This is a genomic window from Pontibacter aydingkolensis (assembly GCF_019443125.1).
GTDB lineage: Bacteria > Bacteroidota > Bacteroidia > Cytophagales > Hymenobacteraceae > Pontibacter > Pontibacter aydingkolensis.
The window spans coordinates 178,901-198,315 of the sequence record NZ_JAHYXK010000005.1 but is presented as its reverse complement, the minus strand read 5'-3'; the positions used below and the strand labels follow the sequence as shown (position 1 = coordinate 198,315).

The following is a 19,415-nucleotide window of genomic DNA, read 5'->3' as shown; positions in this document are numbered from 1 at the left end:
GTAGGAAAAAAGAAGAAGGAGGACAATCAGCCCTCCTTCTTTAGTTATTTACGATCCGCAAGCTTCGCAAGCGTCTGGGTTATCCAGCGAGCAGCTCATGTCGCTGCGATTCTGATCCTGGTTGTAAACCGGTGATAGGGTTTCAGCGGCTTGTTTCTCAACTGTGAACTTAATGGCGTCTACAGCGGCTTTGGTGCGCAGGTAATACATACCTGTTTTCAGGCCGCGTTTCCATGCATGGAAGTGCATCGAGGTCAGCTTACCGAAGTTCACATTCATTACGTGCAGGTTCAGCGATTGGCTCTGGCAGATGTAAGCGCCACGATCAGCACTCATGTCGATTACCGTACGCTGGCTGATCTCCCACACTGTCTTATAAAGATCTTTGATGTTCTGCGGGATGTTCGGGATATCCTGTACAGAACCGTTGGCTGCGATGATCTGGTTCTTCATGTTATCATTCCATAGGCCAAGCGCGATCAGGTCTTTAAGCAGATGCTTGTTAACTACCATAAACTCGCCAGACAATACGCGGCGCAGGTAAATGTTAGAAGTATAAGGCTCGAACGATTCGTTGTTACCCAAAATCTGCGCAGTAGAAGCAGTAGGCATTGGCGCTACTAAAAGCGAGTTACGTACACCGTGCTTCACAACTTCCTGGCGCAGTTCTTCCCAATCCCAACGGCCACTCTCTGGCGTAACGCCCCACATATCAAACTGGAACTTGCCTTCCGCTAACGGAGAACCTTTGAATGTTTCGTAAGCACCATTCTTTTTAGCCAGGTCCTTCGAAGCCGTCATGGAGGCAAAGTAAATCGTCTCGAAGATATCTTTGTTCAACCCTTTAGCCTCATCGCTTTCGAATGGCATGCGCAGGTGAATAAAGGTATCCGCCAGACCCTGCACACCTAAACCGATTGGGCGGTGACGCATATTCGAGTTCTGTGCCTCTTTTACCGGGTAATAGTTTATGTCGATAACCTTGTTCAGGTTAACAGTAGCATGGTAGGTTACATCAAATAGCTTCTGGTGGTCGAAGGTCTTGTGGCCGTTCTCCTCTTTCACAAAGCGAGGCAGTGCCAGAGAAGCCAGGTTACAAACTGCTACCTCATCTTCGCTGGTGTACTCCATAATTTCGGTACACAAGTTCGAAGACTTGATAGTACCAAGGTTCTGCTGGTTAGACTTGCGGTTTGCGTGGTCTTTGTACAGCATGTATGGCGTACCAGTCTCGATCTGCGACTCCAGGATATGGAACCACAAGTCCTGTGCTTTTACCGTTTTGCGGGCACGGCCTTCGCGCTCATACTTCTCGTACAGACGCTCAAAATCTTTACCCCAACACTCGGCAAGGCCAGGCGCTTCGTTCGGGCAGAACAGGCTCCAGTCGCCGTTTTCCTCTACGCGCTTCATAAACAAGTCTGGCGTCCAGAGGGCATAGAACAGGTCACGGGCACGGTTTTCTTCTTTACCGTGGTTCTTCTTCAACTCCAGGAAGTCAAAGATATCGGCGTGCCATGGCTCCAGGTAAATAGCGAAAGCGCCTTTACGCTTGCCACCACCTTGGTCTACATAGCGGGCTGTGTCGTTAAACACCTTCAGCATCGGGATGATGCCGTTGGATGTGCCGTTGGTGCCTTTGATGTATGATCCAGTTGCTCTTACGTTATGGATGCTCAAACCAATACCACCGGCGCTTTGCGAAATCTGTGCGCATTGCTTCAGGGTATCGTAAATACCTGGTATGCTATCATCCTTCATGGCAAGCAGGAAGCACGACGACAGTTGCGGTTTAGGCGTACCAGCGTTAAACAGTGTTGGCGTAGCATGTGTAAACCACTTCTCCGACATCAGGTTGTAAGTCTCAATAGCAGACTCAATATCCTCTTTGTGTATACCCACGGCCACACGCATCAGCATGTGCTGCGGACGTTCCACGATCTTGCCGTCCAGGCGCAGTAAGTATGAGCGCTCCAGGGTTTTGTAGCCGAAGAAATCGTAGTTATAGTCGCGGTCGTAAATGATGGTTGAGTCGAGCAGGGCCGCATTCTTACGGATAATCTCATATACATCTTTCGCGATCAAAGAAGCGTTTTCACCGGTTTTAGGGTCGGTGTAAGTATAAAGCCGCTTCATGGTGTTCGAGAACGACTTGCTTGTAACTTTGTGCAGGTTAGAGATCGCCACACGCGCTGCCAATACCGCATAATCCGGGTGCTTGGTAGTAAGCGATGCAGCTGTTTCGGCTGCCAGGTTGTCCAGCTCTACAGTGGTAACACCATCATAGATACCGTCAATCACCTTTTTAGCTACCTCAATTGGCGACACGTAATCCATGTGCAGGCCATAGCACAGCTTCTCGATGCGTGCTGTAATCTTATCGAATTTGACGGATTCGCGTCTGCCGTCTCTTTTAACTACTAACATAATGTATACAATTAGCGAGGTTAAAGGCCCCGGGTTATTTAGTTTGGTTATATAGGTGATCCTGCTGCTTTATAGCAGGGTTTATACTTTGTAAGGTCCTCAAACTGCCATACGGTATTTAAAGTATAAGCCGTTGTAGTACAACTAATTATGTGTAAAGCAAAATGCTTTTACTATATAGAAGGGTAGAGATACCCGGTAAGGTGGCGATGCTGCCAACTAGGTCTCCGCTGCACTAGCCCAGGCTAATTAGCTTTGACTAATGCGCGGTAAGCGTTGTATGTAATTGTTTAGGATGGGAAAGAAGATGGGCCTCTTCCCTTTGGCTTCCTAAACATAGCAAATCTATATATAGATTAAAAGTCTTCGTCCAGAGAAAAAACATTTTTGTCTTTATCTCCCATTACGCCGGCCTTCTGGTACTCGCCTACGCGCTTCTCGAAGAAGTTTGTTTTGCCCTGTAGCGAAATCATTTCCATAAAGTCGAATGGATTGGCCGCATTGTAGATTTTACTGCAGCCCAAAGCAACTAACAGACGGTCAGCTACAAACTCGATGTACTGGCTCATTAATTTAGCGTTCATGCCAATTAAGTCTACCGGCAGCGCATCTGTCACAAACTCCTGCTCAAATGTTACCGCATCGCGGATGATCTCGTGCACACGGCTTTCGGGCAGTTTGTTGTTCAGCATAGAGTATAGCAGGCAGGCGAAATCGCAGTGCAGGCCTTCGTCACGGCTAATCAATTCGTTAGAGAAAGTTAAGCCAGGCATTAAGCCACGCTTCTTAAGCCAGAAGATAGAGCAGAAAGAGCCAGAGAAGAAAATGCCTTCTACGGCAGCAAAAGCGATCAGACGCTCAGTAAAGTTTTCGCTGTTGATCCACTTAAGCGCCCACTCTCCTTTTTTCTTCACACACGGCACTGTCTCCAATGCATTGAACAGGTAGTCTTTCTCAGACTGCTTCTTTATATAGGTGTCTATAAGGAGTGAGTATGTCTCGGCGTGGATGTTCTCCATCATGATCTGGAAACCATAGAAACAACGTGCCTCAGGTATCTGCACTTCCTGCATAAAGTTTATGGCCAGGTTCTCATTTACAATCCCGTCAGAGGCAGCAAAGAACGCCAGTACGTGGCTGATAAAGTGGCGCTCGCCATCGTTCAGGTTTTCCCAGTCTTTAATATCCTGCGATAAATCGATCTCTTCGGCAGTCCAGAAGCTGGCCTCCGCCTTCTTATACATCTGCCAGATGTCGTCGTGCTGAATCGGGAACAGTACAAAGCGGTTTGGGTTCTCTTGTAAAATTGGCTCCATAAACTAGTAAGTATGTGTTTTATTGCTTGAAGGGGTAAGCTGTTTAGCTTAGAAAACACCCCAAAAGAAATTTAGTTTTCAGCGGATGTCTGACTGGCATCCGGTAATATCCTGACTTCAAATATATAGAATTGAACTTGAATTCCGGGGCTAAAGTTGTTTAATTTATACACACTATTTTAAGTTGTTGAGCGCTTGATGGTTGTGGTGAAATAAACATGCTTATCCACATAAGTTATCAACTATATAGGTTTGTTATAATATTGTTAAGAAACTATAAATTCATTGTTAAGTGCCGTTTTTGATGTTGTAATGGCGTTTTAGAGATTTGTATAGGGTTATGGAAGGTGATTTAGTGTGTAAAAGTTTCTAGAAGCGGGCAGGATTTGTGAAAGCCAGAACAGGTTTACACATGGGGTGTTGAAAATGTGGATTACTCAAGTGGCCTGTATCAGGTTAGTAATTAGTTGATTAAGCCTTAATTTTGAGGTGCTCTGAAAACGTGTTGTGGATTTCAACATTGTTATCCACATTTTTGTGTGTAACACTTGGGTAGGCTTTAACAATTTATACTACAAGGCGTTGCATAATTAAAATATGTGCCGTACTTTTGCAGACTAAATTTTAAACATACATTGAAGCTGATGTACGCAATTGTAGAAATCGCAGGTCAACAGACCAAAGTAGAGAGCGGCAAGTTCATCTACGCTAACAAGCTTTCCGGCAATGAGGGTGACGCCGTAGAGTTCACCAATGTTCTTCTTACTGATGATAACGGCAGCATTACTTTAGGTGCTCCTTTCGTTAGCGGTGTTAAAGTGGTTGGTAAAATCCTTGGCAACGTGAAAGGCGACAAAGTAATCGTTTTCAAAAAGAAGAGAAGAAAAGGATATCGTAAAAAGAATGGCCATCGCCAGCACTATACGAAAGTCCTGATCGAGAGCATTGGTTAAGCAGTAAGAAGAAATTAATCGTAGAATCTTTTCAGGTGACGCCCCCGCTAACCTGAAGTAAATAGTTAAACAAAATGGCACACAAAAAAGGAGCTGGTAGTTCTAATAACGGCCGCGAGTCACATTCTAAACGACTTGGTGTTAAGATTTACGGTGGCCAGGACATCATCGCTGGTAACATCATTGTAAGACAAAGAGGTACTGCACATCACCCAGGTAAAAACGTGGGTATGGGCAAAGACCATACTCTGTTCGCTTTGATCGACGGCGTTGTAGAGTTCAGAAAGAGCGTTAAAAACCGTTCTTATGTTTCTGTAATTCCAAGAGTAGAAGCAGAAGCGTAAGCAAAGTATAACTGTAAAGCAGTTAGTAAAAAGGGATGCCACACGGTATCCCTTTTTTATTTTAAGAATATTTAACAAATAGGCAACAAAGCCATGTAGTAGGCGTAAATAATATCATAGAGTTTGATTTGCCGTTAAAAGCAGATCAGATTAAGTAGGAAAAGGACACCACAAGTGTCCTTTTCTGTTTTATAGCCATTTCAAAAACAGATCACATCTATATTCAAAAGATTTCGTATTTCACATATATCTGTTTAAATTGCAGCTTCTTATCAAGAAAGACTGAGGGATAGGGCCCTGTGACGTCTTAGCAACCTTGTACAAGCCTGGTGCTAATTCCCTTCTCTGCTATACTTTAGCCGGGAAAAGATAAGATTGTATATCCTGCCTTAGGGTGTCTTTCTTGATAAGTGATTGCAGAAGACTTACGAGAAGAAAGACACCACACATGACCAAATCACATCCGATTTACCAAATATTGAAAGAACGCGTACTTGTGCTTGACGGCGCAATGGGTACTATGATCCAGCGTTACGAGCTTACTGAGGCCGATTTTCGAGGGCAGCGCTTTAAAGATCATCCCTCCGACCTGAAAGGCAATAACGACTTACTCTCTATTACCCGCCCCGATATCATCAAGGCTATACATACAGAGTACCTGGAGGCTGGCGCTGACATTGTTGAAACCAATACCTTTAGCGGTACAAGTATAGCCATGGCAGATTACCACCTGGAGGAGCTTGTATATGAACTGAATTATGAGTCGGCTAAAATAGCACGTGAGGCTGCAGACGAAGTAGAGGCTAAAGACCCATCGCATAAACGTTTTGTAGCCGGTGCCATTGGCCCGACGAACCGTACCGCTTCGCTTTCTCCGGATGTAAATAACCCAGGCTACCGTGCCGTAACATTCGACCAGCTGGTAGAGGCATACTATGAGCAAGTGCGCGGCCTGGTGGATGGTGGATCTGATTTGCTTTTAGTAGAAACGGTATTCGATACGCTAAACTGTAAGGCCGCTCTTTTTGCAATACAGCAATTTGTAAACGATGGCGGTAAAGAACTTCCGATCATGGTGTCCGGAACAATAACCGATGCCAGTGGCCGTACCTTATCAGGCCAAACCGTTGAGGCTTTCTATAACTCCATCTCACATGCGCCTATACTTAGTGTGGGCTTTAACTGTGCCTTGGGTGCACGCCAATTAAAAACACACATCCAGGAGCTTGCCAGAATATCAGACTGTTACATCAGTGCTTACCCGAATGCCGGCTTACCGAACGCTTTTGGTGGCTACGACGAAACAGCCCAGCAAATGGGAGCCATTGTAGAAGAGTATCTGAAGGAGGGGCTGGTAAACATACTGGGTGGTTGTTGTGGCACTACACCCGTACACACCAAAGTAATTGCAGACTTAGTGCGAAAGTATAAACCGCACACTCCTACTCCGGTTCCTCCGCTCCCTCGCTTCAGTGGCCTCGAGCCTCTAACTATCACCCAGGATACCCTTTTTGTAAATGTCGGCGAACGTACCAATGTTACCGGCTCTAAAATGTTTTCCCGCCTTATCGTTAACGGAAAGTTTGAAGAGGCACTGGCCGTGGCACAGCAACAGGTAGAGGGCGGAGCACAGATCATCGACGTGAACATGGACGAAGGCATGCTCGACTCTGAGCAGGCCATGGCCGATTTCCTCAATCTGATAGCCTCCGAACCGGATATTTCAAAGCTGCCTATCATGATCGACTCTTCTAAATGGAGCGTGATCGAAGCAGGTCTGAAATGTGTGCAGGGCAAAAGTATAGTTAACTCTATCAGCTTAAAAGAAGGCGAAGAAGCCTTTAAAAAACTGGCCCGAAAAGTGCGCCAATACGGTGCTGCCGTAGTGGTAATGGCTTTTGACGAGCAGGGGCAGGCAGATACCCTGGAGCGCCGTAAAGAGATCTGCGAACGCTCTTATCGCATACTTGTAGATGAAGTTAGCTTCCCGCCGCAGGATATCATTTTTGACCCGAACATACTGGCTATTGCTACAGGCATAGAAGAGCACAACAACTACGCTGTAGACTTTATCGAGGTAGTAAAGTGGATTAAGGAAAATCTGCCACATGCGCTGGTGAGTGGTGGGGTAAGTAACCTGTCTTTCTCATTCCGTGGCAACGATATTGTGCGCGAGGCGATGCATACAGTGTTCCTGTACCACGCCGTACAGGCTGGTATGGATATGGGTATTGTGAACGCCGGTATGCTGGGCATTTACGAAGAAGTGCCAAAAGAGCTCCGCGACCTTACGGAAGACGTAATTTTTAACCGCCATCCGGACGCAACAGAAAAGCTGGTAACCTATGCCGAAACAATCAAAGGCAAAGGTAAAACAGCTACTGCTGCTGACAATGCCTGGCGCAGTGCACCTGTAGAAGAACGCCTGAAGCATGCGCTGGTAAAAGGCATCGTAGAATACATCGAGGAAGATACCGAAGAAGCACGCCAGAAAGCCACCAAAACGCTGGAGGTAATAGAAGGACCGCTGATGGCTGGTATGTCAGTGGTTGGTGACCTTTTTGGTGCTGGTAAGATGTTTTTGCCGCAGGTTGTAAAAAGTGCGCGCGTGATGAAGAAGTCAGTAGCCTACCTGTTGCCGTTTATGGAGGCAGAGAAGCTGGCATCTGATACCTCCAAATCAACGGCAGGCACTATACTGATGGCTACCGTAAAAGGCGACGTGCACGACATCGGCAAAAATATTGTGGGTGTGGTACTGGCCTGCAACAACTACGAAGTAATAGACCTTGGTGTGATGGTGCAGTTGGACAAGATCCTGGCTGAGGCTGAAGCGCAACAGGTAGATATTATTGGATTGAGTGGCTTGATCACGCCTTCGCTGGATGAGATGGTGTACGTGGCGCAGGAGATGGAACGTAGAGGCATGAAGATTCCGCTGCTGATTGGTGGCGCTACTACTTCGAGAGTACATACTGCTGTAAAAATAGCGCCGCAGTACAGTGGCCCGGTAGTGCACGTGCACGATGCATCGCGAAGTGTAACCGTTGTAAGCAGCCTGTTGGGCAGCGAAAAAGAGACGTACATAGCCGAGATAAAAGCCGAGTATGAAAAGCTGCGCGAAGACCACCTGAACCGCACCAAAGACCGTGCTTTTGCAACAATAGAAGAAGCCCGCGCCAACAAGTATAAAGTAGACTGGAGCACAACACAGCCAACCAAGCCAGGCTTCATCGGCAATAAAGTATACACGAACTACCCGCTATCTGAGATAGTGCCGTACATTGACTGGACGCCGTTCTTCCATACGTGGGAGCTTAAACGCCAGTATCCGAAAATCTTAAATGATCCGGAGTTAGGCACAGAAGCAACAAAGCTGTTTAACGATGCCCGGCAAATGTTACAAGAGATCGTGGATAAGCAGCTGTTGGAGGCCAGAGCTGTAGTGGGTTTCTATCCGGCAAACGTAGAGGCTGACGATACCATTGAAGTATACGCCGATGATTCACGTGAAAACGTGTTAACGGAGTTTCATACGTTGAGGCAGCAGGGCAAGAAGGGCGGAAACGTACCTAACCTGGCTTTCTCTGATTTTGTGGCCCCTAAAGAAACCGGTGTGCAGGATTACATTGGGGGCTTTGTTGTATCAGTTGGCTTTGGCATAGAGAAACTGCTGGAGAAGTATGAAGCCGAGCATGATGATTATAAGTCTATTATGGTAAAAGCCCTGGCTGACCGTTTAGCTGAAGCCTTTGCAGAACTGATGCACGCTAAGGTAAGAAAAGAGCTGTGGGGTTATGCACCAGACGAGAGCCTGACCAACGAAGACCTGATCAAGGAAAGTTATAAAGGCATTCGCCCGGCGCCAGGTTACCCAGGCTGCCCGGACCATACCGAAAAGATAACGCTGTTTAATTTGCTGGATGCAGAAAGAGCGTCAGGGGTTGTACTTACAGAGAACCTTGCTATGTACCCGACAGCAGCTGTGAGCGGTTTATACTTCTCGCATCCTGAGTCACGCTACTTCGGGCTGGGCAAGATAGGCGAAGACCAGGTAGCAGATATCGCGCAGCGCAAAGGCATGCCAAAGGAGGAACTGGAACGCTGGCTATCGCCGAACCTGAACTATGAGCCAAAGCCGGTTCACCTCTCCCCAACCCTCTCCTAAAAACAGGAGAGGGAGCTTATGTCTGCTGCTCCTGCTGTCATCTTAAAAGTGGATTTTGTGTGAAGTGAGATTAAGCAGAGGCGACTAAACACACCCCTAGCCCCTCTCGAGAGGGGAATTAGGAATAGCAGAAAGTCCCCTTCTCGGAGGGGTGCAGGGGGGAAAGTGAATAGCAGTACCTGCAGTAGAGAAAGTTCCGGATCAGGAAATCTGGAACAGTAAAGAAAATTAAAGTCCTTCTAATCTCCCTTCCCTGTTTTTAGGGAAGGGCTGGGGAAGGGTAACCATCTAACAATTTAACATAAATTGAAAGTAACAGACCACTTCAAAAACGCTGACGGGAAAACCCTGTTCACGTTTGAAATATTGCCTCCGCTGAAAGGCGAGAATATGAAAACCCTTTTTAATCACATCGATCCTTTGATGGAATTTAAACCACCCTTTATTGATGTGACTTATCACCGCGAAGAATATGTGTACAAAAAACGTGAAAACGGGCTTTTAGAGAAGATAACGACCCGAAAGCGCCCTGGTACGGTAGGGATTTGCGCAGCCATCCAGAACAACTATAAAGTAGACACGGTGCCGCACCTGATCTGCGGCGGCTTTAACAGAGAAGAAACTGAGAATGCACTTATAGACCTGCACTTTTTAGGTATAGACAATGTACTGGTACTGCGTGGCGACTGCGTAAAAAGCGAGCAGCGGTTTGTACCGGAGGCAGGCGGGCATCATTATGCATCGCAGCTGATAGAGCAAGTGGTAGCAATGAACAACGGCTGCTACCTGGACGATGAGCAAGTGACAAACAGCTGCACCGACTTCTGTATTGGCGTGGCCGGCTACCCTGAAAAGCACTTCGAGGCGCCAAACCTGAAATCTGACCTGCGCTGGCTTAAAAAGAAGGTGGAGCTGGGGGCAGATTACATTGTAACGCAGATGTTCTTCGATAACCAGAAGTACTTCGACTTTGTAAACCAGTGCCGTGCAGAAGGTATAACCGTGCCGATCATTCCGGGTTTAAAGCCGATGACTACCAAAACGCAGCTGACACTTTTACCAAGTTTGTTTCATATAGAAATACCTTGCGATCTGGCTGATGCTATTGAAGGCTGCTCGGATAACAAAGCCGCTGCTCAGGTTGGCGTGGAGTGGGCCATAAAGCAGTCTAAAGAGCTGATGGAGTTTGGTGTACCTTGCCTGCATTACTATTCTATGGGTAAATCAGAATCGGTAAGAAAAGTGGCAGAAGCGCTGTTTTAATATACCAGACCTTGCGGCGTCTTTATGACCCGCGAGCGTCTGACCTGTCATCTGCGAAGCAGTAACTCTGCACGAGCAAAGGCCTTTCAATTCCAGACACTCGCAGGCCCTCCGGACGCTGCGAGGTCTTTAAATTTCCGGCTTAAAGATCTCGGCGATCATGCAGCGTACGCTGCCACCACCACATTGCTCTATCAGGTGTACCGGGAAGTATAGCAGGTGGTCATTATGTTTCCTCAGCTTTGCTAATTGCTCTTCAGTAAGCGAAGTATAAGCAGCCTCCGACATAACAAGTATACTTTCTCCTTGCCGGTTGCGGAGCTGCAGCATGTTGCCGGCAAAATGGTGGTGTGTTTGGCTGGGGGTAAGTTCGATGATCTCTTTTCCGGTGCTTTCCAGTTGCAGGCGTAGTTGCTCTCTGTCCTGTTCGTCTACCACACCCATCCCTGCCACAGCAAAGGTATCGCCTACGCAAAGCATTACATTGGTATGGTAAATTAACTCGCCTGTTGGTCCGTATGACTTAAAAGTATGTAATTTATACTTTAGCCTCTCGCAGAACTCCTGAAGCGGCTCCGGTTCCGTTCTGGGCGAAAGGGCGGCATAAGCAATCTTATTCACTCTGTCCAGTATCATACTTCCGGTGCCTTCCAGGAACTTAGGCTCTGGCAGGTCTTCAAAATACTCCAGCTGCACGAGCTCTTTGTAGCCATACTTCTGCATCAGCAAATCAATAATATCTTGTCTGCGCTCTGCGCGGCGATTAGCAGGTGCCATAGGGTAAGTAACCAACTGGCCGCTTTGGTGTGTTGAGAACCAGTTGTTCGGGAAGATAGAGTCCGGTGTGCAGGAGTTTTCCACGTCCTGTATCACATTTACATCAATTCCGGCTTGCTCCAGTTGCCGCACCATTAATTTGAACTCCTGTAGCGCCCTGGCCTGTACCTCGGCAGGCGTCATCCCTTCAGCTGCTCTCTGAAATTTGTTTGTCTCAGCAGCATCCGGGTTATAGCAGAAGTTGCTCGGCTCGATCATCAAAATGGTATCGGTGGTTTGTTTCATGGTAATTCTATAACTCCGGAAAAACTGGTGCTAAAGTATAAAGTATGGGCTTGCTTGGGCTGGCATCTAATTGCAGACTGGTTATCTGCAGATTTAGCATGTATAAACCATCTGGAATATGATCTGGTGCATAAATAAGCTCGGTTATGGTAGCGCCGCAACGGGTATTTTTCGGGTATTGCCAGAAAGCGTGGTGACATAGTAGCTTACCCTCATCCAGTTCACGATCTACAGACGGCAGGTCCAGTAGCAGGTGCTGTATGCCTTTCTCAGCCAGGTACTGCCCGATGGTATGCTCCAGGTAGGGTGGGTTAGTGCCGGAGTAGTGGCGGGTAAGTTTATCATCGGAGTTAGGCAAAGTGCGAAGTATAACAGCCTCGCATTTTATACTTCGCAGCTGTGCTTTCAAGTCTTCGAGCATCACCACCTCATCGCCGTTCTCTTGCTTTTGGGGTTGAACGGTTACTAGCTGGGCTACATACAGGAAACGTTTCAGGCAGTTGTGAATGGTGGCGTTCTCGTCGGCGGAGATGTGGCCGTAGCACTCAGTGTGGGTGCCGTTACCATGCGGCGTAACATGTATGCGTTTGTAATTGGTGCTGCCTCCCTCTGCCACGCTCCCTACAAAGTCGCCAACCCGAATTACGTCAAACTGAACAGGCTCTGCCCAAAAGCATTCCGGCTGTACTTCATGGTTATGCAGTGGCATCGAAATATCCAGCGGTTGCAGCGGATTAAACGTAAAAGTTTGGTCTTGAAAGGTAACAGTGGCTTCCATAGTATAGCAGGATTTTTAGTAAGTATAAGCCAAATTACGCAAACCTATACTTTGGAGCCTTAAATTATGCTGATAACTGTTACTCCAGGAGCCATCTAACGGCAGCCTCTTCAGAAGCAAAGTCTTGAATAGCATAAGAGATTTCGGTAGATGCTTCTGCCCTGGCTACAACAGATGCCAGGGCCAATTTCTTGAAAAGGTTATCGGGCATCACCCGTGCCATTTTTTTAACTGCAGTATCAGAGAATAAAGTGTAGTAGGTATTAGATAGCCAGTCTTTGGTTTCAGGACCAAGTATAGATACCTGCTCAGCGTTTACAAGCACTTTCTCTGCACTTCTTTCGGATATCACGCTATATGCTTTCATCGCCTCTGATTTAAATTCTTTGTCGGTAAGTGGTCGCAGCCACTCTGTTCTAACATAAGCAAGGCTGTCGTCTGCTTCAATCCTGAAGTCGTCGGAAGTATAGACTATGGTTAAATGCGGCTTGGGCATACAGGCAGTAGGTTTATGCATTAATAAATATGAACGCAGCACTTTAGCAGACTATATATGCTGTACGGAGTATAGCCATATATAAGTTTAAGTGGTATGTGTATTTTTATCCAACCATTAAATCCAGCGTGATCTGGTCGGCGAGCAGTTTGCCTTTATCTGTTAAGTATAGAACGTTATCTTTTATACTTGCCAGTTCTTTGTGCTGTAGTTCCTGCAGGTATATTTTATGTGCTACTTCTACATCATAGTTATACTTGTCGCGCATTTGCACAAGATCACAGCCCCAGATCGTGCGCAGCGTGGTTAGCAGGTAGTCGTTTGCCTGGTCGGCCAAGGTAAGTTCTTCTATCTCTGCAGGAATACTATTATGGCTGATGGCTTCGGTATACTTCCGGTTATTAGCCACATTGTACTGCCTGGATACACCGTTAAAAGAGTGCGCACTAGGCCCCACCCCCAGGTAATGCACTCCGCGCCAGTAATTGCTGTTGTGTTTAGATTCATAGCCTGGCTGGCAGAAGTTGGAGATCTCGTACTGCACAAAATCATGCTGTGCCATCTGTTCCAGTAAAATTTCGAACTGCTGTGCCGTAAAGTCATCCTCCGAAGGTATAAACTTGCCTTTCTTGCTCCAGCGGCCTAAAGCCGTATCGGGTTCTATAGTTAAAGCATAACATGATACATGCTGCACATTAAGCGAGAAAAGTGTTTTTAGGTCTTGTAGCCAGATAGCATGGTCCGGTGCCGGGATGCCATAGATCAGGTCTACAGTGATATTCTCGAAGCCGGCTGCCTGGGCATCCTGCACACATTGCAGGCTTTCTGTGGCATTGTGGGCGCGGTTCATCATGCGCAGGTGCGGCTCATGAAACGACTGTAATCCTATGCTTAAGCGGTTGATGCCTGCTGCCTTCAGTTCCTGTAGTTTCTCCGGCTTCAGGTCGTCGGGGTTAGCCTCCAGGGTAATTTCAGCATCCTCCGAAACTATAAACAGCCTTTTTATGGTTTGTAGCAATAACTCCAGTTCCTGCTGTGTAAGCAGTGAGGGAGTGCCGCCGCCAAAGTATATGGTTCGAACAGTTTGCCCCTGCAGGTAGTCGTGGCGCATCTCCAGCTCACGGGCAATGGCCTGTATGGTAACCTCTTTGTGCCCCATAGAGGTACTGAAGTGGAAATCGCAGTAATGGCAGGCCTGCTTGCAAAAAGGGATATGGAGGTAAATGCCGGACAATGTTTATTTGTTAAATTGCTGATTGTTAATTGTTGATGGACTTTAATGCAGTAGCATAGAACTCCTTACCTTTGCATAAAAATTATTTTTCTGGTTGTGTAAACCATCCCCAAGCCCCTTTCAAAGAGGAACACTCACAAAACGTAATTCTAAATATAGTTTACGTACTTTGGAAAAGTGCCCCTTTAAAGGGGGTAGGGGGATGAAAAATTGGAGATCATCTATAGCTAAACAATTTAGCCATCAAACAATTCAACAATCATTAACACAAATGTATAAAATAGCCGCCGTAGTATTGTATTTGCTTTTGTGCTTGCCCCAGGTGCAAGCCCAAACGCAATCTGCTACACTCCGGCCAAAGGTTATACTTCGTGTTCATGCTTTGCCTAAAGATGCCCTCCTCCTACGCAGTTATACTTTCCGGAGTGCCCATGCAGATTCTGTGGAGGCTAGTAAAGAGGCGAAGGCACTGGTGTACCAGTTACAGCAGGATGCCTATTTGCTGGCCTCTGCCGATAGTTTATACCTGCGCCGCGATACGCTCCACGTGAAACTGCATTTGGGCCAGCGATTTGAGTGGGCACAGTTGCGAAATGGCAATCTTAGCGAGGGTATTCTGATAGAGTCCGGCTTCCGGGAAAAGTTTTACCGCGATACGCCTTTTAAACCGGCAGAATACGTAAAGTTGCAGCAGCGCATCCTGGATTATGCCGAACGCAACGGCTACCCCTTCGCCTCTGTCTGGCTTGATTCCATGAAAATTGATAATGGAAAGATAAATGCAGCCCTGATGGTAGAAAAAGCCTTTGTGGTAACCTACGATACGCTGGGTATCATAGGCGAAACCAAAACGCAGCCAAAGTTCCTGATGCGCTACCTGCAACTACTGCCCGGCCAGATCTACAACCAGGACCAGGTAAACGCATCGCAACGCATGCTCACGCAACTACCTTACATCCGGCAAACCCGTCCGCCACAAGTGCAGTTTGTGCGTGATAAGGCCAAAGTTTTATACTTTCTGGAAGACCGGCAGGCAAACCAAATAGATGGCATAGTGGGCTTTCTGCCCGACCCTACGCGGCAGGACAAGCTGCTGATAACCGGTGAGGCCAACCTGAATATCCGGAACATACGTGGCACAGGCAAGCAACTGGGGCTGCAGTGGCGACGGGTAAACAAAGGTTCGGTTATACTTAACGGAGAGTACCTGCACCCTAACCTGCTGGGCACACCTTTCGAGGTTGGCACAAAATTCAATTTGCTAAAACAGGATTCATCTTTTATTACCATACAGCCGCGCTTGCAGCTAGCCTATTATACGTTAAAGTATGGCAAGTTTAGTGTGTTTTCCGAGTGGCGCAACTCGCGAATACTTTCCTCGGCCAGCACCCAGAGCCTACAAGCCTTCGATCTGGCTGATGCCCGTACTAATACGTATGGCCTGAACTACCTCTGGAATAACCTTGATGATTTTTACTTCCCGAAAAGAGGCCGGCTTGTAGAGCTGCAACTGGCTGCCGGCACCAAAAGGCTGTTGCGCAATACCGATCTTGAACAAAGTTTTTATGATACCCTTAAACTGAAAACAACTCAGCTTAGCCTTGGTCTACGGGTGGAAAACTTTATGCGGCTAGGCACAAACAGTGCGTTGCTAACACGGCTGCGCGGCGAGGCGCTGCTAAACGACCAGATTTTCCTGAACGACATGTATCGCATTGGGGGGCTTAATACCCTGCGTGGCTTCGATGAATATTTTTTCTACGCCTCCTCTTATGCTGTTGGCACGTTAGAGTACAGGCTGTTTACCGCTGCAGATTCGTATGTGCTCTTGTTCTACGACCAGGCCTATTATCGCAGCGACCTCGAAAATAGCAAAATATCCGATTATCCTTTTGGTGTAGGTGGCGGTATCAGTTTCAGTACAGGCGCAGGTATTTTTCAGTTAGTGTACTCGCTGGGCAAATCCGATCAGCAGCCTGTGTCGCTGAGGTACTCGAAGATACACTTCGGAATTACCAGCAAGTTCTAAGTAAGACAACTTTTTTTGCTTTTTTTGGTATGTATAGCTTGCATAGTAAGTATGTTTATACTACTTTTGTAACACAATAACAGTGCGGGATGGAGCAGTTGGTAGCTCGTTGGGCTCATAACCCAAAGGTCACAGGTTCGAGTCCTGTTCCCGCTACCTGAAAGAGAGCCTGATTCAGAAATGAGTCAGGCTTTTTTGTTTTTAACCGCTCATATTCCAAGTATAATTTTTAGAGTCATTGGCAGTGCTTGGGATAATACTTTATTTAGAGGCTCCAACCTAAACGGATAATAGCAAGATTTACCTCAAGAACTATTTTCGTACCAGTTCGATTATTTTGCACGTACACTAGCACCCATACTTCAAAAAGAATAACTTTAAGTAGTGTGATGTATGTAGTATGTATAAAGATGTGTAATATTACATAGCCGAAGAAGAACCAAATACATGTACGTGCTGTTGTCTTTTTATGCTTTTACAGCATGTAATTCAACTTTTAGCTTATGAGACAAGAACTAAAGAACGCCTTTGGAAGAGTGTTTCTGACTATCGACGTAGATACCAAGAATGAATGGGTTCATGTAAACTGGATGGGGTATTTAACTGCCGATAACATTAAGAATGGTGCCGAAGCATATATTAATGCTATGAAAGATGCAGGCCTGAACTGTGTTTTAAATGATACCCGTTTAATACTTGGCAACTGGGACCATTCCATGGATTGGGTACTTTATGAGTGGGCTCCAAGAGCCGCAATGGCAGGACTAAAGCATTTTGCTATGATCACGACTCCTGAAAGCTTTGGAGAGGCTTCTGCATCTAAATTTCATAGAGAGTTAAAGTCTTTCGGGGCAGAGGTGTTTGACAACAGGCCGCAGGCAGAAGAGTGGTTAAAGCATCGTGTATTGCAAACCAGCAAGTAAATACGCTCAGCAGTATCAGATTTAAAAATCTAGGATTTAAAGTATAAGCCCGGTTCAGAAATGAACCGGGTTTTTCTGTCTTAGGATTTTGAGGAGAAATATTGCCTACATTAACCTTCATATCAACCATGGTGTGGTTTCCTATAGTGCTTGTAACATTAACTGTATCATGATTTTGAAGAGCAGCGTGTTGCACCTATATTTGCTCAAGCCCTTTGATCAAACATAGCTGCCGATGATACAAACTTTACTCCGATCCGCCTTTACCATTATTATTTTATTGATGCTAGCCTGCCTCACCCCCGCGTTGGCTCAGGCATGTTCGGTTACCATCTCGGCTCCCGCCACCTTGCTGTGCCAGGGCCAGCAGATACAGCTAACAGGCAGTGCAAGCTTTAACCCGGATTCATGGGAATGGTATCTGCAAGGGCAAGCAACACCTGTGGCCACCACTCAAAATTACCAGGCAAGCACCCCCGGTATTTATATACTTAAAGCCTCTGGCAGTAGCTGCGGTACAGTTGAGTCCAATAGTATAGAACTGACTACTGCAGTGGCATTAAGCACACCTGTTTTTAGCTCCGGCCCTGCTAACCTATGTGCGGTAACGCCGGCAACGTATAGTGTAAATCCGGTAGAGGGTGCTACAAGTTATACGTGGATGTTCCCAACAGACTGGACAGTGGTATCTGGTCAGGGTACTGCCACTGTGCATGTGATATCCGGAAACAACACAGGAAGTATAGCTGTGAGGGCTGTTAGCGCATGCGGGGAAAGTCTTGCCGCCAGCATGTATATTACCATCTCCAGGGTTCCGCCGCTGCCCGAAGTATCTAACCAATTTACCTGCGAAGGGAAAAGTGTACTGCTAACGGTCCAAAATCCAAAGTCGGGTACAACATATATATGGTTCAATAGCGCTACTGCGGCAACGCCGATTGCTGCTGGTGCAAGTTTTAATACAGGTGTTTTAACCTCCACCACCCAATATTACGTGCAGGCAGAAAACGAGTGCGGCGTTAGCGGCAGAAACGAAGTAACTGTAAACGTATCGGCAGCTATACGAAACAACATTATAGATGGAAAACAGGCGCTTTGTGCTGGCGAGATTCCTGCAAGTATAAATGGCTCTATACCAACAGGTGGAAATGGCGTGTACTCCTACATCTGGGAAATAAGTTATGATGGAATAAACTATATGCTAGCCCCGGGCCAGAATTATGTAAGGACTTATAGTCCGGGTACGATCTCGCAGTCAACGTGGCTAAGAAGAAAAGTGCTTTCAGGCAGCTGTGAGCATAGTTACAGTAACACCATTCTCTTAAGTATACTTCCTGTGCCTGCCGCACCCGTTGCCGATAGGGCGACTGCCTGTAAAGATGGGGTGATTACACTAAAGGTGAGGAATCCTGACCCAAAGCTTACATACCGTTGGTATTTTATTGGTCATCAAAACTCAGTTTACGGAGAGGGTACTTCTATACAAACAGTTCCTGTAGTGCAGGATACGGTGTATTATGTAGAGGCAATAAACGAGGCTGGCTGTGTGGGGCCGCGAACCACTGTTGAGGTAGGCCTGGCAGAACCCTTTTACGACAATACCATTGGCGAGCCACAGACAATTTGTGCAGGAGAAGCAGCCGCTGAATTAGGCGGGTTGGCCCCGAAAGGAGGGAGTATGAACTTCGCTTATTTATGGGAGGCAAGTATAGATGGCATAAATTACAGCACCGCTCCCGGCATCAGTAGCATGAAATATTATTCACCTGGATTGCTGGCGCAAACAACCTGGCTTAGGAGAAATATCGTGTCAGAGTCGTGTCCTTTGCTGGTAAGTGACCCTGTAAAAATAACTGTATTGCCGTTGCCCCCTAAACCAAGTATAAGCAAGGGGGCTACAACTTTAACGGCAAGTATAGCCGGCGTAGCTTATGTATGGCAAAAAGATGGCGTGGTGTTGCCCAACGCCACAACACAAAGTATAATAATTGATGCTGCCGGTACATACACAGTGCGTGTGCAAAAGGAAGGAGGCTGTTTTTCTGATTTTTCTGATCCTTTAAACGTAACGCCTCTTCCTAACGCTGTAACACTTGATGCGGCAAAGGCAGGTATAATGGTTTCGCCGAACCCGACAACCGGAAAGTTTATCTTATACACGCAACAACCTTTATGGCAGGCCACAATAGCAGTGTATAACCTGGCAGGTAAGGCCGTTTACAGTAAGAGGGAAAGTATAATAGAAAGAGAGACTGAGGTAGATCTTGCTGATTTGCCCGCTGGATTGTATGTACTTTTTGTTAAAGCAGGGCAAATGCAATTCAGCCAAAGAGTTGTAGTGGTAAAATGGCTTAGTTTAAACATGGTTTGCGATAACCATGGATATAAGATGAGTTTAGCCACAGATTCCATTTAAATATTA

13 protein-coding genes, 1 tRNA gene and 1 riboswitch are annotated in these 19,415 nt (G+C 46.6%); of the genes, 8 read left to right on the top strand and 6 right to left on the bottom strand.

The annotated features are described in order from the left end of the window. Nucleotides 1-48: 48 nt before the first annotated feature. Together K0O23_RS08405 and K0O23_RS08400 are read right to left on the bottom strand one after the other, a co-directional pair. Nucleotides 49-2,427, bottom strand: a complete 2,379-nt coding sequence (locus K0O23_RS08405; RefSeq protein ID WP_219876968.1) for a ribonucleoside-diphosphate reductase subunit alpha — start codon at nucleotides 2,425-2,427, stop codon at nucleotides 49-51. 356 nt (nucleotides 2,428-2,783) lie between these two features. Next, nucleotides 2,784-3,743 carry a ribonucleoside-diphosphate reductase small subunit gene (locus tag K0O23_RS08400; RefSeq protein WP_219876967.1) on the bottom strand — a complete coding sequence of 320 codons (960 nt, stop codon included), beginning with the start codon at nucleotides 3,741-3,743 and terminating at the stop codon, nucleotides 2,784-2,786. A gap of 644 nt (nucleotides 3,744-4,387) precedes the next feature. Between K0O23_RS08400 and rplU the strand changes: the two genes are divergently transcribed. From rplU to metF, 4 genes are all read left to right on the top strand, one after another. Then, nucleotides 4,388-4,696: a 50S ribosomal protein L21 gene (gene rplU / locus K0O23_RS08395; RefSeq protein ID WP_219876966.1), complete on the top strand. Its 309-nt coding sequence runs from the start codon at nucleotides 4,388-4,390 to the stop codon at nucleotides 4,694-4,696. A gap of 74 nt (nucleotides 4,697-4,770) precedes the next feature. Next, the gene (gene rpmA / locus K0O23_RS08390) at nucleotides 4,771-5,040 is read left to right on the top strand and encodes a 50S ribosomal protein L27 (protein WP_219876965.1); all 270 of its coding nucleotides are present in this window, start codon (nucleotides 4,771-4,773) and stop codon (nucleotides 5,038-5,040) included. A gap of 266 nt (nucleotides 5,041-5,306) precedes the next feature. Continuing rightward, nucleotides 5,307-5,416: riboswitch (SAM riboswitch) on the top strand. Between the two features lie 72 nt (nucleotides 5,417-5,488). Continuing rightward, nucleotides 5,489-9,208, top strand: coding sequence for a methionine synthase (metH, locus tag K0O23_RS08385; RefSeq protein ID WP_219876964.1), 3,720 nt, complete (start codon nucleotides 5,489-5,491; stop codon nucleotides 9,206-9,208). A gap of 306 nt (nucleotides 9,209-9,514) precedes the next feature. Then, nucleotides 9,515-10,471, top strand: coding sequence for a methylenetetrahydrofolate reductase [NAD(P)H] (gene metF / locus K0O23_RS08380; RefSeq protein WP_219876963.1), 957 nt, complete (start codon nucleotides 9,515-9,517; stop codon nucleotides 10,469-10,471). A 129-nt stretch (nucleotides 10,472-10,600) separates the two neighbouring features. Here the strand turns inward: metF and ctlX are convergent, their stop codons facing one another. The 4 genes from ctlX to hemW all read right to left on the bottom strand — a co-directional run bounded on the left by ctlX (nucleotide 10,601) and on the right by hemW (nucleotide 14,041). Further along, on the bottom strand, nucleotides 10,601-11,533 hold the full coding sequence (gene ctlX / locus K0O23_RS08375; protein WP_219876962.1) for a citrulline utilization hydrolase CtlX: 933 nt from the start codon (nucleotides 11,531-11,533) through the stop codon (nucleotides 10,601-10,603). A 7-nt stretch (nucleotides 11,534-11,540) separates the two neighbouring features. After that, on the bottom strand, nucleotides 11,541-12,311 hold the full coding sequence (locus K0O23_RS08370; protein WP_219876961.1) for a cyclase family protein: 771 nt from the start codon (nucleotides 12,309-12,311) through the stop codon (nucleotides 11,541-11,543). 79 nt (nucleotides 12,312-12,390) lie between these two features. After that, a complete protein-coding gene (locus K0O23_RS08365) occupies nucleotides 12,391-12,807 on the bottom strand; it encodes a hypothetical protein (protein ID WP_219876960.1) in 417 nt (138 codons plus the stop codon). Between the two features lie 106 nt (nucleotides 12,808-12,913). Next, the gene (gene hemW / locus K0O23_RS08360; RefSeq protein WP_219876959.1) at nucleotides 12,914-14,041 is read right to left on the bottom strand and encodes a radical SAM family heme chaperone HemW; all 1,128 of its coding nucleotides are present in this window, start codon (nucleotides 14,039-14,041) and stop codon (nucleotides 12,914-12,916) included. Nucleotides 14,042-14,312: 271 nt separating this feature from the next. Here hemW and K0O23_RS08355 point away from each other — a divergent pair, with 271 nt between their 5' ends. The 4 genes from K0O23_RS08355 (at nucleotide 14,313) to K0O23_RS08340 (ending at nucleotide 19,409) form a co-directional block, all read left to right on the top strand. Continuing rightward, entirely contained in the window at nucleotides 14,313-16,070 is a 1,758-nt protein-coding gene (locus K0O23_RS08355) for a BamA/TamA family outer membrane protein (RefSeq protein ID WP_219876958.1), read from the top strand. Between the two features lie 83 nt (nucleotides 16,071-16,153). After that, a tRNA-Met gene (locus K0O23_RS08350) sits at nucleotides 16,154-16,226 on the top strand. A 347-nt stretch (nucleotides 16,227-16,573) separates the two neighbouring features. Next, nucleotides 16,574-16,993, top strand: coding sequence for an STAS/SEC14 domain-containing protein (locus K0O23_RS08345; protein ID WP_219876957.1), 420 nt, complete (start codon nucleotides 16,574-16,576; stop codon nucleotides 16,991-16,993). Nucleotides 16,994-17,228: 235 nt separating this feature from the next. Further along, nucleotides 17,229-19,409: an Ig-like domain-containing protein gene (locus K0O23_RS08340; protein ID WP_219876956.1), complete on the top strand. Its 2,181-nt coding sequence runs from the start codon at nucleotides 17,229-17,231 to the stop codon at nucleotides 19,407-19,409. Nucleotides 19,410-19,415: the final 6 nt, after the last annotated feature.